We start from the raw sequence: 12256 nt of genomic DNA on the forward strand, positions 1-12256 counted from the left end.
CAGTCTACACTAGAGACAGGAGGCCCTATGACCCTGTCTTTTACCACCCGCTGGCGTGATGAATTACCAGCAACCTATACAGCACTTTCACCCACTCCCCTGAAAAACGCGCGCCTGATCTGGCATAACGATGCGCTGGCGGAGCAATTAGCTATTCCAGAGACACTATTTGATATTCCAACCGGAGCCGGTGTTTGGGGCGGTGAATCGTTGCTTCCCGGGATGTCGCCATTAGCGCAAGTTTATAGCGGACATCAGTTTGGCGTCTGGGCGGGCCAGCTTGGCGATGGACGCGGGATCCTGTTGGGCGAACAACAGCTCGCTGACGGCTCAACGTGTGACTGGCACCTGAAAGGCGCCGGACTTACGCCTTATTCCCGTATGGGGGATGGTCGCGCCGTATTGCGCTCGACAATTCGCGAAAGCCTGGCCAGTGAAGCGATGCATTACCTGGGAATACCGACCACGCGGGCATTGTCGATTGTTACCAGCGACACGCCGGTGTATCGCGAAACGGTAGAATCAGGGGCGATGCTCATGCGCGTGGCGCAAAGCCATCTGCGCTTTGGCCATTTTGAGCATTTTTACTATCGCCGCGAGCCGGAAAAAGTGCGCCAGTTGGCTGACTTTGCGATTCGCTATTATTGGCCGCAATGGCAGGAAGAAGCCGATAAGTATCAGCTGTGGTTTAACGATGTTGTCACGCGTACTGCGACGTTAATCGCGGACTGGCAGGCGGTAGGATTTGCGCATGGTGTCATGAACACCGACAACATGTCGATTCTGGGACTGACGATGGATTACGGTCCATTCGGTTTCCTTGATGACTACGTGCCCGATTTTATCTGCAACCACTCAGACAACCAGGGTCGATACAGTTTCGATAATCAACCGGCCGCGGCGCTTTGGAACCTGCGACGTCTGGCGCAAACTCTGTCGCCATTTATCCCGGTCGAGGCGCTTAATGATGCGCTGGACAGTTATCAACTGGCGCTGTTAACACGCTACGGTCAGCGGATGCGACAAAAGCTTGGCTTCTTTAGCGAGCAAAAAAACGATAACGAACTGCTTAGTGAACTGTTTAACCTGATGGCGCGGGAAAGAAGCGACTATACCCGAACGTTTCGCATGCTCAGTCAGACGGAACAACACAGCGCGCAATCCCCGCTGCGCGATGAGTTTATCGACCGCGCAGCGTTTGACGACTGGTTCACGCGGTATCGCTCACGCCTGCAGCAAGACAACATTGCCGACGCAGACAGACAAACGCAGATGAAGGCGGCTAATCCGGCGATGGTATTGCGTAACTGGTTGGCGCAACGGGCGATTAATCAGGCAGAGCAGGGGGATTACGCCGAGCTGCATCGGTTACACGAGGCGTTGCGTACCCCATTTGTCGATCGTGATGATGACTATGTCAGCCGTCCACCTGACTGGGGCAAACGGCTGGAAGTGAGCTGTTCAAGCTAAGGGGCCAGAAACACCTGTGGGGATCCGTTGGCCGGATGCTGGCCAACGTGTACCTGCGCGCCATACCAGCGCTTCAGGTCATCGGCCTGTAACACGGCCTCAGGCGTTCCCTGCGACACCAGCCTGCCGTTGTGCAGCAACACTATTCTGTCTGCCCACAGTGCGGCGAGATTCAGATCGTGAAGCACAATGCACACATGCAGCTCTTGTGAAGCGGTAAGCGTCTTCAGCAAGCGCAACAGATGCTGCTGGTGGTAAAGATCCAGCGCAGAGGTCGGTTCATCAAGGAATAACCAGCCGCGAGGCGCGCCGTCGCACCAAAGTTGCGCCAGTGCACGGGCTAACTGTACTCGCTGTTGTTCGCCGCCGGAAAGCGCGGCGTATTGCCGGCCCGCCAGCGGTGTACATCCGGTCATTTCCATCACCTGAGCGATAAGTCGAGGTTCCGACCGCTGGGTCCAGGGCGCACGCCCCATCGCGATGACGGCCTCTACCGGCCAGTCAAATCCCAGTTGCGTTTGCTGGCGCATCACCGCCCGATGCCGCGACAGTGTTTGGCTATGCCATTCATCCAGCGGTTTACCCGCCAGCACGCAGCGCCCTGTAGCCGGTTTCAGAAAACCGGTCAGCAGGCGCAGCAGGGTGGATTTCCCCGCACCGTTTGGGCCGATGAGCGCCACCAGTTCACCTTTTTCGAGAGCAAGAGTGACGTCGTCAATCACCGCTCTGCCCGCGACGCGATAGTGAAGCCCTTCAGCGATGAAATGTTCAGCCATGAGGTCCTCGCTGACGAAAAATAAGCCATAAAAACCACGGTGCGCCCAGAAGACTGGTTAGCAAACCGACCGGCATTTCCGCAGGCGCAACCGCCGTACGGGCCAGCGTGTCGGCTATCAGCAATAAAAATGCGCCCGCCAGCACGGAACCTGGGATAACGGCCCGATGGTCTGAGCCGAGCCACATGCGCATCAGATGCGGGATAACCAGCCCGATGAAGCCTATTACGCCGCTTACCGCCACGGCTGCGGCAACCAGCAATGCGCTACAAAGTAGCAAAACACGCTGAACGGTACGCACATCTACGCCGAGGTAATGCGCCTCTTCCTCACCTAACTGCAGCAGGTTCAGCGCCGGTGCCAGACGCCAGATGATCAGCACCGTCGGGACAGTCAATGAAGTGACAGCCAGCAGCGTGGACCATTGCGCGGCCCCCAGACTGCCCATCCCCCATAGCGACAGCTGGCGCAGTTGCGCGTCATTACTGACCCACGACAGAACGCCAACCGCCGCCCCGCACAGCGCGTTGATGGCAATACCGACCAACAGCAGACGTGAGAGTGAAGCGTCGCGCTGTTGGCTAAGGATAAAAATAACCACCGTTGCCGCCAGCGCACCGAGAAAAGCGGCCAGCATGGGGGCGTACAGCATCAACAGCGCGGGCAAAGAGACCGGCAGCACTACCCACAGGGCGACGGCGCAGGCGGCTCCGCTGCTTATCCCCAGTAATCCCGGATCGGCAAGAGGGTTGCGAAACAGGCCCTGCATCACGCAGCCCGCGAGCGCCAGAGAACCACCAATCACCAGCGCCAGCAGGACGCGGGGCAGGCGAATGGTGAGCCAGATTTGACGCAGTGCCTCATCGCCATCACGCCAAAGCAGACTTACCGGCAGGCGCAACGCGCCAAAACCGGTAGCCATGATTGTCATCACGACCAACATGAGTGCGAGTGTCCACAAAGAACAACGGATACGTCGCGACATCAGGGCAATTGCTCAGCTTTAGCGCGAAGCTGCAAAATGGCCTGCGGGGTGCGTACGCTAAAGCCGAGCAGCGCCATATCGTCAACCTGCAATACCTGTTTATTCCGTCCGGCAGGCGTCTGCGCCAGGCCCGGCAGCGCCCACAGGTTATCTTCGCCCCCCATCGCCTTAACGCCGTCCTGTGAAATCACCACCAGATCGGGCTGGCTGGCAATGACACCTTCCTGCGACAGCGGCTGATAGCGGTTAACACCCTGCATTGCGTTGCGCAAACCGGCGGCACGAATAGCCGCATCGGCTGCGGTTTGCTGGCCCGCTGCCATCGCGGTCATCCCGCCATGATTGAGAATAAACAGCACGCGTTTGTTAAGTTCAGATGACGGCAACGCCGCCAGTTCCTGACGTAAGCGGGTGCGCAGCGTTTCGCCATCGGCCTCCCTATGGGTGGCTTCGGCGATGACGCGAATTTTTTCATCAATCACATTAAGCGCGTTGCTTGCCGGGATCGTCACAACCCTGACGTTGCTCTGTTCGAGCTGTTTTAGCGCCAGAGAGGGCTGCGCCTGCGCGCTGGCAAGGACCAGCGTAGGGCGGGTGGCAAGGATCCCTTCGGCGTTGAGTTGGCGCAAATAACCGACATCAGGTAGGGCGTTTGCTGCTTCAGGCCACTGGCTGGTGCTGTCTCGCGCCACAAGGGAAGACTGTGCTCCCAGTGCGTATACAATCTCGGTGACATCGCCACCGAGAGCAACAACCCGTTCCCTGGACGCAGCCATCGCGACGATGGGCAGTAGCGCAATCAGGACCAGCAGTTTTTTCATGCGGCCAGCCCCTTCGGCGTCAGTGCGTCAATTTGCGCGCGCCATTGCGTCTGCTCCGGTTCGCCTTCCGTTCGTTGACCATACAACTGGGCGATTTGCGTGCCGTCGGCAGCAAACAGTTCCAGGCTGGTGACGTGGCCATCGGCGGTCGGTTTGCGCGTTACCCATGTTTCTGCCACGCTCTCTTCCAGCAGGTGTAAGGTAAATGTCGGGTTGAATATGTTCAGCCAGCCTTTCATCGGCACGAGTTTTTCTATCACACCGGTAAAAATCTGTACGCAGCCACGATTACCCACAAAGACCATAATTTCATTGCCATCCTGGCGCGCGGTGTCGAGTAACTGCGCCAGAGCGCTATTTGCGACTTTACAGGCCAGATCGTCGCCCACCAGGTTAAACGCCTGTTGGCGGGTGAGGTCGTGGCGTTTCAGCAGACCGAAGAACTGGTGTACATCGGTCATGGCTCGCCACTCTTGATCAACGGTCTGCGCATCGACCGTGACGGTGGCTGGAGCAGAAGGGGGGGCGGGTTGCAGCGCCAGAGGCGGGGTTTCAGCGAAGATGAAACGGGTCAGCAACGCAGCCCATTCCTCAATGAGGGTATTCTGTGTGGCATAGACCTTCAGCAGCGCATCCCCCTGATGGTCAAAGAACTGAATGCTCTGACGCTCGCCGTGGGCGGTTGTTTCGCTGATATGGAACACGCTTGCCCACTGATTGAGGAACAGGCGCAGGTCGAGAGCGCGCGGATTGAGTACCAGTCCGGCATGACCGTTCAGGTGCTGATTGGTAAACGCACCAACCTGCTCATGCACCGCATATTCGTTGCGGCATATACATTTGGTTTCGCCGACGGCTTCCAGTGCGCCGAGGATTTCACGCACTTCTCCACGTAAGCGCCAGGCGTCATGACCGACGCGCGCGAAGGTCAGTTCGGCTTCGCTAATATTCATCAATCCCGCAATATCACGTGCGTATTTGCCAGGATTTTCTTTCTTCAGTTCCAGCCAGCGTGTGTAATGATTCATTGTCTCTTCCTTCCAGATTGCTGCCCCGGCGAACCGGGGAAAAGTGATTACCACTGATAACTCACGAAAATTTTGCCATTACGACCATCCTGCGGAATGCCCTGCGGCGACCAGTACTCTTTGTCGAAGGCGTTGCCCAGTACCAGCGTGGTGGTCATGCCTTTCAGCGCTTGTTGGCCCTGATAGCTCACGTAGAAATCGTTTACCGCATAACCGGGCTGTTTCGTGTAGCTGCTGCTGATATGCGTTGAACGGTCAGCAAATGTACCTATCCAGCCAACGGAAAAACCGCTGTGCGCAACCGGTACGTTCAGTTTGCTGGTGACGGTATCCGGGTTAATGCTGGAAATGTATTCGCCGGTGTCTGTATCTTTGCCGCGCGTACGGTTATAGGCCATGTCGAGGCTGAACAGATCGGCGGAATATTTCGCCATCACGTCCCAGCCCCAGATTTTGGCGTTGGGTACGTTATAGGACATGGTTGTCGCGGCGGCAAAGTCGACGCTGGTGGAGATGTAATCTTTCGCTTTGGTGTCGAAATAGCTGGCTTTAAATTCGAGCGCATCGCTCGCCATCAACAGATCGTCAAAGCGCAGGCCAAATCCGTATTCCTGCGTTTCGTTGGTTTCCGGGCGTAGGTTAGGGTTCGGTACCCAGTAGTTGGTGTAAAAACGGCCAATCGAGAAGTGTTTCGCATCGTTATACATCTCGCCCATGGTCGGCGCACGGAAGGCCTGAGCGTATGATCCGAACAGCATCAGCCAGTCGGTTGGCGCAACGGTGAGCCCGGCGCGGGACGACCATTTATCGGCATCGACATCTTCATAGCCGTCGCTGCTGCCGCGATAAGAGTCATAACGGGTACCGCCCAGCAGCGTAACCGGTAGGTCGCGCAGGGTGATTTCATCTTGTAGCCAACCGGAGCTGAAATCGATTTTTGCCTCCGGGAAACCGGTGGTTGCGCCGCCTGGCTGTTGTTCCTGACGATAGTATTCCCCGCCGTAAGTCAGCAGGTGAGATGCAAAAGAGTCGGTAAACAGACGGCTGCGGTTGTCGATTTTGCCGCCTTTGGTGGTTTGTTTGCGAAACTCGCCGGTGTTATCCGTGTTTTGCGCATTAATGCGTGCTTCGGACCAGTAGACGCGGGCATCCGCGTTCAACCAGTCATTGTCGGCTGGAGCAATCGAGTAGGTCAGTTGCGCGTCGCGCTGGATGGTTGAGCGATCGGTCATCGGGTTGCTGGTGGCATCCGCCGCGCTGGTTTGCGGGTTTTTAGGTTCACGGGCGTCATTGTTGTAGTAACGCAGCGAGCCGGCCAGCGTCTGGGCGCTGTCAATTTTCCAGCTGCCTTTCGCCAGCATATTGTTAATCGCTTCGTCGTTTGGTGCCGTAGTACCGTTGCTCTGGCGCAAATCACCGCGATCGCGACTGGACCAGGCAAGCAGTCCGTCCAGCGTATCGGTGCGACCAAACGCGCTGGCGCCCATACCGAGGCTGTGATCGCCGGTTGCCGCGGTACCGAACACGCGATAACCGCTGTTTTGTCCGGCTTCCAGCAGATCTTTGGCATTCGCAGTGTCATAGGCGATCACACCACCTAACGCGCCGCTACCGTACAGCAGTGCAGAAGGACCACGGACGACCTCGATGCGTTTGATCAGCGCCGGATCGAGGAAGGTACTGTTCAGGTGTCCGGTGTCGGTTCCCTGACGAACGCCATCAACCAGCACCAGAACGCCACGTCGATCGTAGCCGCGCAGATTCACGTCCTGGCCGTTAGTGCGACCGGTGCCGTCAAGGGTCAGGCCCGGAACCGTACGCAACAGGTCGGCTGCTGAGCTGGCGGTCTGGTTTTCCGGCGCGGTGGCATCAATCACGCTGACCATCATCGGTGCTTCAAAAGCACTTCGGGCATTGCCGGTAGCGGTGACGGTCATATCTTCTACCGCCGCATACGCGACGGCGGGCAGGTTACTGATAATCGCCAGCGCCAAGAGCGAAGGGCGCAGGGATGCAGTGTGCAGGTGTGGCATAGCAACTCTCCATTAGGAAATCGAAAAGCGCTGGCTGCCTGGGTATTACCTGGGTGGCTGGCGAAAAGTGGTGTTTATTTGGTCAGAATGAGTTTTCCGGCTTGTGTCTGGCGCAGCAAATAGAGCTGGCCATCGTGTTCTATGATCACGCGCCCCTCTTTGCCCAGCAGACTTTTACTGTCAATTCGGCGCTCGTTTGGCGCGACGGCAGGCGGTGTTTTTTCTTTTGCGGGCGTTGTTGTGTTATCCATACGTGAATAGTTTTTAAAAATAACAATCAATTTAACAATGATAATCATTATCATCAAACCGCAAAATTGCGGCAAGCCTTTTTGTGAAATAATTGTGACGAGAATAGATTTTGTACAATAAGGAGGGGGAAAACAAAGGATTAGCACCGGGCAACGTGATGTTACCCGGCGAACAGCATTAAAAACGGCTATCAACCGCAGAGGCGAGTTTTTCAACCAGCAGTTCAGTATCTTCCCAGTTCAGGCACGGGTCGGTAATGGACTGGCCGTAAACCTGCGGCTGGCCGCTAACGATTTTTTGCGTACCTTCACGCAGGAAACTCTCCGCCATAATCCCGGCAATCGCCGTCGAACCATTGCGAATTTGCTGGCACACATCATCACAAACGTCTAACTGACGACGATGCTGCTTCTGGCAATTGCCATGGCTAAAATCGACCACCAGATGTTCAGGCAGGGAAAATTCGTGCAGGGTATCGCAGGCGGCGGCAATATCTTCAGCATAATAATTCGGCTTTTTACCGCCGCGCATGATGATATGCCCGTAAGGATTGCCGCTGGTCTGATAAATGGTCATCTGGCCGGTTTTATCCGGAGAGAGGAACATATGGCTGGCACGGGAGGCGCGAATCGCATCGACGGCAATACGCGTATTGCCATCCGTACCGTTTTTAAAGCCGACCGGGCAGGAAAGCGCAGAGGCCATTTCACGGTGGATCTGGCTTTCGGTGGTGCGTGCGCCAATGGCTCCCCAACTGATTAAATCGGCAATAAACTGACCGGTCACCATGTCGAGGAATTCTGTTGCCGTGGGTACGCCCAGTTCATTGACCTGCAACAGCAGTTTGCGCGCCAGTTCAATGCCGTGGTTCACGCGGTAGCTGCCGTTTAAATCCGGGTCGGAAATTAAGCCTTTCCAGCCCACTACGGTGCGCGGTTTTTCAAAATAAGTGCGCATCACGATTTCCAGACGCGCCTGATGTTTTTCGCGCAGCGCCTGCAAACGCGTCGCGTATTCCATGGCGGCATCAAGATCGTGAATCGAGCAGGGACCTACGATCACCAGTAAACGAGCGTCTTCACCATTTAATATTTTTTCTATCCGGCGTCGGGAGTCCGTAACATGACGGGCGACGGAGGACGAAACAGGATGCCGTTGCGCAAGCTCTGCTGGAGTGACCAGGTTGTCAATACGCGCAGTACGGAGTTCATCGGTTCTGTTCATTACTTGTCTCAGAAATTTGTTGCTTCAACGGCAGGACTACCGGGAAGTGATGTATATCACAATATCATACTCATCCTGCCTGGTGGCGAGCATAATAACAAAAAATCGAACCAATGCACTAGCATTCTAGTACATGCGGCGATTCAGCCCCATGATGTCGAGGATCTTGGTAGCAATCTCTTCTACCGAATAATTGGTACTGTTCAGCCATGGGATCTGGTTTTTCCGGTATAGCGCCTCCACCTCAGCAACCTCCATCCGGCACTGGCGCATCGAGGCGTAACGGCTGTTTTCCCGGCGCTCTTCGCGGATGGCCGCCAGGCGCTCAGGGTCAATGGTCAGGCCGAACAATTTATGCTGTAACGGCTTCAGGGACGCTGGCAGCACCAGATTATCCATATCATCGGCAATAAAGGGGTAGTTGGCCGCGCGAATGCCAAACTGCATGGCCAGATACAAACTGGTCGGGGTTTTACCGCAACGGGAAACGCCAAGCAGGATCACCTGCGCCTGATCGAGGTTGCGCAACGAAATGCCGTCGTCATGGGCGAGGGTATAATCAATGGCGGCAATGCGCGCGTCGTACTTGTTAAGGTTGCCGGGGTTCAGGCCGTGGGTACGATGGGCGATCGGCGTAGGGTCGAGCTTCATCTCTTGCTGCAGTGGGGCAACCAACGCCTGCACGATATCCTGACAAAATCCTTCGCTTTGCAAAATGATCGAGCGAATTTCCGGCAAAACGATAGAGTAAAACACCAGAGGGCGCACGCCAGTTTGTTGATAGATCGCGTCAATCTGGTCTTTAACCGCTCGCGCACGACTCTCATTTTCCACAAACGGCAGCGTAATGCTGCTGATCGTAACCGGAAATTGTGACATTACCGCGTGGCCCAATACCTCGGCGGTGATGGCCGTACCATCAGAAATATAAAATACGTGACGATCAACAGCATTATCCATTTTGCTCATCCTGGGGCTGACATAATTCTCTGAAAGCATAAATTAAAATTCGCCAGAAGCGAATATTGCTGCATCTATTTTGTAAAATGAAACGGTATTTTTATATTTACTGAAAAGTACATTTCATTTTTCGGAACAAATGTTTATACCGGTAGTTTTTGTGGTGATCCCCTGTGGCTCGCGGGTTTGCGCAAATGCGGAAACAATCTGAAAAAATAAAAAATAAAGTTGCTTGAACGATTCACCGTTTTTTTCGCTGAAGTAAATATGCAAAGATAATTACGCAAAATTGAGTTTCCTAACCTCGTTCATATATAAGGATTGTTCGATGTCCAACAATGGCTCGTCACCGCTGGTGCTTTGGTATAACCAACTCGGCATGAATGATGTAGACAGAGTTGGGGGCAAAAATGCCTCCCTGGGTGAAATGATTACTAACCTTTCCGGTATGGGTGTTTCCGTACCGAATGGTTTTGCAACGACCGCCGATGCGTTTAACCAGTTTCTGGACCAGAGCGGTGTAAACCAGCGCATTTATGAGCTGCTGGATAAAACGGATATTGACGATGTCACCGAGCTTGCGAAAGCCGGCGCACAGATCCGCCAGTGGATTATCGACACTCCTTTCCAGCCGGAGCTGGAAAATGCCGTCCGCGATGCCTACGCGCAGCTGTCAGCAGACGATGCCCATGCCTCTTTTGCCGTGCGCTCTTCCGCCACCGCAGAAGATATGCCAGATGCGTCATTTGCCGGTCAGCAGGAAACCTTCCTCAACGTCCAGGGATTTGATGCCGTACTGGTTGCTATCAAACACGTCTTTGCCTCGCTGTTTAACGACCGTGCAATCTCTTATCGCGTTCACCAGGGTTATGACCATCGTGGCGTGGCGCTCTCTGCTGGCGTTCAGCGGATGGTGCGCTCAGACCTCGCGTCTTCCGGCGTAATGTTCTCCATCGATACCGAATCCGGTTTCGATCAGGTGGTGTTCATCACTTCCGCATGGGGCCTCGGCGAGATGGTTGTGCAGGGTGCCGTTAACCCGGATGAATTCTACGTGCACAAACCGACTCTGGCGGCAAACCGTCCGGCGATCGTCCGTCGCACAATGGGTTCGAAAAAAATCCGTATGGTCTACGCGCCAACCCAGGAACACGGCAAGCAGGTGACGATTGAAGATGTACCGCAGGAGCAGCGCGACATTTTCTCCCTGACCAACGCAGAAGTGCAGGAACTGGCGAAGCAGGCGGTACAGATCGAGAAGCACTACGGTCGTCCGATGGACATCGAATGGGCGAAAGACGGTCATACCGGCAAGCTGTTCATTGTGCAGGCGCGTCCGGAAACCGTGCGCTCGCGCGGCCAGGTGATGGAGCGTTATACGCTGCATGCTCAGGGTAAAATTATTGCTGAAGGTCGTGCTATCGGTCACCGCATTGGCGCGGGTCCGGTCAAAGTCATTCAGGACATCAGCGAAATGAACCGTATCGAACCTGGCGACGTCCTGGTTACCGACATGACCGACCCGGACTGGGAACCGATCATGAAGAAAGCGGCGGCGATTGTCACCAACCGTGGCGGTCGTACCTGCCACGCGGCGATCATTGCCCGTGAACTGGGGATCCCGGCCGTGGTTGGCTGTGGTGATGCCACCGAGCGTATGAAGGACGGTGAGAAAGTCACTGTCTCCTGCGCCGAGGGTGATACCGGTTATGTTTATGCTGAGATGCTCGACTTCAGCGTGAAGAGTTCCAGCGTGGAGACCATGCCGGATCTGCCGTTGAAGGTGATGATGAACGTGGGTAACCCGGACCGGGCTTTCGACTTCGCCTGTCTGCCAAACGAAGGTGTCGGCCTGGCGCGTCTGGAATTTATCATCAACCGCATGATTGGCGTACACCCGCGTGCGTTGCTGGAGTTCGATGACCAGACGCCTGAGCTGCAAAACGAAATCCGCGGCATGATGAAAGGTTTTGATTCCCCGCGTGAATTCTACGTTGGTCGTCTGACGGAAGGGATCGCTACGCTGGGTGCAGCGTTCTATCCAAAACGCGTTATCGTGCGTATGTCAGACTTTAAGTCCAACGAATATGCCAACCTCGTCGGCGGTGAGCGTTATGAGCCGCATGAAGAGAACCCGATGCTGGGCTTCCGCGGGGCGGGCCGTTACATTGCTGATAGCTTCCGCGACTGTTTCGCGCTGGAATGTGACGCAGTGAAACGTGTCCGTAACGATATGGGCCTGACTAACGTAGAAGTGATGGTACCGTTTGTACGTACCGTTGCCCAGGCGAAAGCGGTAGTGGAAGAGCTGGCGCGTCAGGGGCTGAAACGCGGTGAGAACGGACTGAAGATCATCATGATGTGCGAGATCCCATCCAACGCCTTGCTGGCCGAGCAGTTCCTTGAGTACTTTGACGGCTTCTCCATCGGTTCAAACGACATGACGCAGCTGGCGTTGGGACTGGACCGTGACTCTGGTGTGGTTTCTGAACTGTTTGACGAACGTAACGACGCGGTGAAAGCGCTGCTGTCGATGGCGATTCGTGCAGCCAAGAAACAGGGCAAATACGTTGGTATTTGCGGTCAGGGTCCATCCGATCACGAAGACTTCGCCGCCTGGCTGATGGAAGAGGGGATCGACAGTCTGTCGCTGAACCCGGACACCGTCGTGCAGACCTGGCTGAGCCTGGCTGAACTGAAGAAGTAA

At 55.4% G+C, this 12256-nt stretch carries 10 protein-coding genes; 2 read left to right on the plus strand and 8 right to left on the minus strand.

From position 1 onward, the window contains the following. Window positions 1-27: 27 nt before the first annotated feature. Window positions 28-1470, plus strand: a complete 1443-nt coding sequence (gene selO, locus B9P82_RS20230) for a protein adenylyltransferase SelO (RefSeq protein WP_101700821.1) — start codon at window positions 28-30, stop codon at window positions 1468-1470. On the opposite strand, the gene B9P82_RS20235 is transcribed toward selO, so the two are convergent. The 8 genes from B9P82_RS20235 to ppsR all read right to left on the minus strand — a co-directional run bounded on the left by B9P82_RS20235 (window position 1467) and on the right by ppsR (window position 9549). Then, window positions 1467-2246, minus strand: a complete 780-nt coding sequence (locus tag B9P82_RS20235) for a heme ABC transporter ATP-binding protein (RefSeq protein WP_080858718.1) — start codon at window positions 2244-2246, stop codon at window positions 1467-1469. The genes selO and B9P82_RS20235 overlap by 4 nt on opposite strands. Continuing rightward, complete coding sequence (locus B9P82_RS20240) at window positions 2239-3231, minus strand: FecCD family ABC transporter permease (protein WP_032947022.1); 993 nt, start codon at window positions 3229-3231, stop codon at window positions 2239-2241. Before B9P82_RS20240 ends, B9P82_RS20235 begins: the two co-directional genes overlap by 8 nt. After that, window positions 3231-4052 carry a heme/hemin ABC transporter substrate-binding protein gene (locus B9P82_RS20245; RefSeq protein ID WP_101700822.1) on the minus strand — a complete coding sequence of 274 codons (822 nt, stop codon included), beginning with the start codon at window positions 4050-4052 and terminating at the stop codon, window positions 3231-3233. The genes B9P82_RS20240 and B9P82_RS20245 overlap by 1 nt, the downstream gene beginning before the upstream one ends. Continuing rightward, window positions 4049-5080 carry a hematinate-forming heme oxygenase ChuS gene (gene chuS, locus B9P82_RS20250; RefSeq protein WP_101700823.1) on the minus strand — a complete coding sequence of 344 codons (1032 nt, stop codon included), beginning with the start codon at window positions 5078-5080 and terminating at the stop codon, window positions 4049-4051. Before chuS ends, B9P82_RS20245 begins: the two co-directional genes overlap by 4 nt. 47 nt (window positions 5081-5127) lie before the next feature. After that, a complete protein-coding gene (locus tag B9P82_RS20255; protein WP_101700824.1) occupies window positions 5128-7113 on the minus strand; it encodes a TonB-dependent hemoglobin/transferrin/lactoferrin family receptor in 1986 nt (661 codons plus the stop codon). A 74-nt stretch (window positions 7114-7187) separates the two neighbouring features. Further along, window positions 7188-7418: a hemin uptake protein HemP gene (gene hemP / locus B9P82_RS20260; protein WP_016156349.1), complete on the minus strand. Its 231-nt coding sequence runs from the start codon at window positions 7416-7418 to the stop codon at window positions 7188-7190. A gap of 124 nt (window positions 7419-7542) precedes the next feature. Further along, the gene (gene aroH / locus B9P82_RS20265) at window positions 7543-8589 is read right to left on the minus strand and encodes a 3-deoxy-7-phosphoheptulonate synthase AroH (protein ID WP_101700825.1); all 1047 of its coding nucleotides are present in this window, start codon (window positions 8587-8589) and stop codon (window positions 7543-7545) included. 126 nt (window positions 8590-8715) lie between these two features. Further along, window positions 8716-9549, minus strand: a complete 834-nt coding sequence (gene ppsR / locus B9P82_RS20270; RefSeq protein ID WP_016152884.1) for a posphoenolpyruvate synthetase regulatory kinase/phosphorylase PpsR — start codon at window positions 9547-9549, stop codon at window positions 8716-8718. A 328-nt stretch (window positions 9550-9877) separates the two neighbouring features. On the opposite strand from ppsR, the gene ppsA reads away from it, so the two are divergent. Beyond that, window positions 9878-12256 (plus strand): phosphoenolpyruvate synthase, encoded by a 2379-nt coding sequence (ppsA, locus tag B9P82_RS20275; RefSeq protein ID WP_016152885.1) that lies wholly within the window; start codon window positions 9878-9880, stop codon window positions 12254-12256.

Origin of the sequence: Citrobacter sp. L55, assembly GCF_002850715.1 — a bacterium.
In the GTDB taxonomy this organism is placed as follows: Bacteria; Pseudomonadota; Gammaproteobacteria; order Enterobacterales; family Enterobacteriaceae; genus Citrobacter; species Citrobacter braakii.

What these genes read in the sequence shown, in the direction of transcription:
- selO (WP_101700821.1), top strand. Translation starts at nt 28, where the DNA reads ATGACCCTGTCTTTTACCACCCGCTGGCGTGATGAATTACCAGCAACC.
- B9P82_RS20235 (WP_080858718.1), bottom strand. Translation starts at nt 2,246, where the DNA reads ATGGCTGAACATTTCATCGCTGAAGGGCTTCACTATCGCGTCGCGGGC.
- B9P82_RS20240 (WP_032947022.1), bottom strand. Translation starts at nt 3,231, where the DNA reads ATGTCGCGACGTATCCGTTGTTCTTTGTGGACACTCGCACTCATGTTG.
- B9P82_RS20245 (WP_101700822.1), bottom strand. Translation starts at nt 4,052, where the DNA reads ATGAAAAAACTGCTGGTCCTGATTGCGCTACTGCCCATCGTCGCGATG.
- chuS (WP_101700823.1), bottom strand. Translation starts at nt 5,080, where the DNA reads ATGAATCATTACACACGCTGGCTGGAACTGAAGAAAGAAAATCCTGGC.
- B9P82_RS20255 (WP_101700824.1), bottom strand. Translation starts at nt 7,113, where the DNA reads ATGCCACACCTGCACACTGCATCCCTGCGCCCTTCGCTCTTGGCGCTG.
- hemP (WP_016156349.1), bottom strand. Translation starts at nt 7,418, where the DNA reads ATGATAATGATTATCATTGTTAAATTGATTGTTATTTTTAAAAACTAT.
- aroH (WP_101700825.1), bottom strand. Translation starts at nt 8,589, where the DNA reads ATGAACAGAACCGATGAACTCCGTACTGCGCGTATTGACAACCTGGTC.
- ppsR (WP_016152884.1), bottom strand. Translation starts at nt 9,549, where the DNA reads ATGGATAATGCTGTTGATCGTCACGTATTTTATATTTCTGATGGTACG.
- ppsA (WP_016152885.1), top strand. Translation starts at nt 9,878, where the DNA reads ATGTCCAACAATGGCTCGTCACCGCTGGTGCTTTGGTATAACCAACTC.